Annotated in this window: 2 protein-coding genes; both read left to right on the forward strand. The window is 69.7% G+C overall.

The genetic code is table 11. The annotated features are described in order from the left end of the window. A partial coding sequence (locus tag ABZ260_RS49515; RefSeq protein ID WP_355632500.1) for a beta-ketoacyl reductase occupies positions 1–1205 on the forward strand: 1205 nt, incomplete at its 5' end. A 36-nt stretch (positions 1206–1241) separates the two neighbouring features. Next, positions 1242–2708, forward strand: coding sequence for a beta-ketoacyl synthase N-terminal-like domain-containing protein (locus tag ABZ260_RS49520; RefSeq protein WP_355632503.1), 1467 nt, complete (start codon positions 1242–1244; stop codon positions 2706–2708). Positions 2709–2803 lie beyond the last annotated feature (95 nt).

The following is a 2803-nucleotide window of genomic DNA, read 5'->3' on the forward strand; positions in this document are numbered from 1 at the left end:
GTGAGCTGGAGCGGGAGCTGGCCGCGCAAGGCGCGCACGTGACCGTCGCCGCCTGTGACATGGCCGATCGGGGTGCGGTGGCCGGCCTGCTGGCCGGGATCGGCACCGAGCATCCGCTGACCGCGGTGATCCACGCGGCCGGAGTCCTCGATGACGGGACCATCGCCTCGCTGACGCCGAAGCGGCTGGAGTCGGTGCTGCGGCCGAAGGTGGACGCCGCCTGGCACCTGCACGAGCTCACCGCAGATCTTGATCTGGCCGGGTTTGTGGTGTTCTCGTCGCTGGCCGGGCTGATGGGCGGTGCCGGGCAGGGTAACTACGCGGCGGCCAATGCCTGGCTGGACGCGTTGATGGCCCACCGCCAGGCGCGAGGGCTGCCGGGCTTGTCGCTTCCCTGGGGATTGTGGGAGCAGGCCACCGGGATGACCGGGGGCATGTCGCAGGCCGATGTGCAGCGGATGACCGCCGCCGGGCTGCCGCCCATCACCACCGAGCAAGGGCTGGCCCTGTTCGACGCGGCCATCGGCTCGGACTCACCGCTCGTGGTCCCGGTGCGGCTGAACATGCGGGCGATGCCCGCTCAGCTGGTGCCGCCGCTGCTGCGCGGCCTGGTGCGCGGCACCCGCCGTACGGCGGCCGCGCTGTCGGCGGCAGGAGGGCGTGGCGCGGGCGAGGCGCTGTCCCGGCAGCTGGCTGGCCTGGCCAACCCCAAGCGGGTCCGCCTGCTGGCCGACATGGTCCGGGCTCAGGCCGCCGCCGTCCTTGGACACTCCGACCCCGCGGCGGTGGACGTCCGCCGTGAGTTCCGCGAGCTGGGCTTCGACTCGCTGACCGCGATCGAGCTGCGCAACCGGCTCAACGCCGCCACCGGGCTGCGCCTGTCCGCCACCCTCGTCTTCGACTACCCCACGCCCACTGTCCTCGCCGAACATCTCCTCGCGGAAATCGCTCCCGGGGAGACCGCCGCCGAGAAGCCGTCGTTGCTGGCCGACCTCGACCGATTTGAGACCGCGCTTTCCGAGGACGGGCTCGACGAAATCACCCGGAACGGCATCGCGACGCGGCTGCGGCAGCTGCTGGCGAAGGTGAGCGCGAGCGGCCAAGAAACTAGTGAAATCGCAGTCGCCGACATGCTCGAATCGGCGAGTACCGAGGACCTCCTCGGCATCATCGAAAGCGAACTGGGCCAGCTTAAAGATCTGTGATCCCGGCTCGCCTCGTAATCTTCGGAGGCCGTCCCGATGTCGGAAGACCGGAAGCTCGTCGAATACCTCAAGTCGGTCGCCGCCGATTTGCGCGAGACCCGTCGACGGCTCCAGGAGGTTGAGTCGGGCAGGCACGATCCGATTGCGATTGTGTCGATGGCGTGCCGCTTTCCGGGTGATGTCAACTCTCCGGAGGATTTGTGGCGTCTGGTGGCCGACGGCGGGGACGGGATCACTGAGTTCCCGACGTCGCGTGGCTGGGATCTCGGAGTGGTGTACAACCCGGATCGGGAGCGCCGGGGCACCAGCTATGTGCGTGAGGGCGGCTTCCTGCACACGGCCGGGGAGTTCGATCCAGGATTTTTCGGCATTTCGCCGCGTGAGGCTTTGGCGATGGATCCGCAGCAGCGGCTGCTGCTGGAGGTGTCGTGGGAGGCTTTCGAGCGGGCCGGGATCGACCCGGTCTCGCTGCGCGGCAGCCGTACGGGCGTGTTCGCCGGTGTGATCTACCACGACTACGGTCCGAGTGTTGAGTTCCCGCCGGACGTGAGGGGCTTCGTCAGCACCGGGACCGCCGGAAGTATCGCCACCGGGCGCATCGCGTACACGCTGGGCTTGGAGGGCCCGACGGTGACGGTGGACACCGCCTGCTCGTCCTCCCTGGTGGCGTTGCATCTGGCGGCGCAGGCGCTGCGCTTGGGCGAGTGCTCGCTGGCGCTGGCCGGTGGCGTGACCGTCATGGCCACGCCCGGCATGTTCATCGACTTCAGCGCCCAGGGCGGGCTCGCGGCCGACGGACGGTGCAAGGCGTTCGCCGACACGGCGGATGGCACGAGCTGGGCCGAGGGTGTGGGCATGCTGGTGCTGGAGCGGCTGTCGGACGCGCGCCGCAACGGCCACCAGGTGCTGGCGGTCGTCCGTGGTTCCGCGGTCAACCAGGACGGCGCGTCCAACGGGTTGACCGCTCCGAACGGTCCTTCGCAGCAGCGGGTGATCCGGCAGGCGTTGGCCGGCGCCGGGCTCACGCCCGCCAACGTGGACGCGGTGGAGGCGCACGGTACGGGTACGACGCTGGGTGACCCGATCGAGGCGCAGGCCCTGCTGGCGACCTACGGGCAGGATCGGCCGGAGGACCGGCCGCTGCTGCTGGGTTCTGTGAAGTCGAACATCGGTCACACGCAGGCGGCTGCGGGTGTGGCGGGTGTGATCAAGATGGTCATGGCCATGCGGCACGGTGTGCTGCCCAAGACGCTGCACGTGGATGCGCCGTCCTCGCACATCGACTGGTCGGCGGGCGCGATGGAGCTGCTGACCGAGGCCAGGCCCTGGCCTCAGGTGGAGCGGCCGTGGCGGGCCGGGGTGTCGTCGTTCGGTTTCAGCGGCACCAACGCGCACGTCATCATCGAACAAGGTCCGGGAGCCCCTGACGCTGAACCGGGTACGGAGGATCCCACACCGGCCGCTGGTGTGGTTCCGGTGCTGGTGTCGGCCCGCACACCCTGACCACGCAGCCCCCGCACACCATCGGCGAACCGCACCGGTTGGCGGACCTGATCCACCCAGTAATCCGGCGAGCACAACTGCTCGGCCGTAGCCGC

Origin of the sequence: Streptosporangium sp. NPDC006013, assembly GCF_040614275.1 — a bacterium.
GTDB lineage: Bacteria > Actinomycetota > Actinomycetes > Streptosporangiales > Streptosporangiaceae > Streptosporangium.

Bases quoted from the DNA above. Each gene is read 5' to 3' on its own strand.
- ABZ260_RS49520 (WP_355632503.1), top strand. From the start codon at position 1,242: ATGTCGGAAGACCGGAAGCTCGTCGAATACCTCAAGTCGGTCGCCGCC.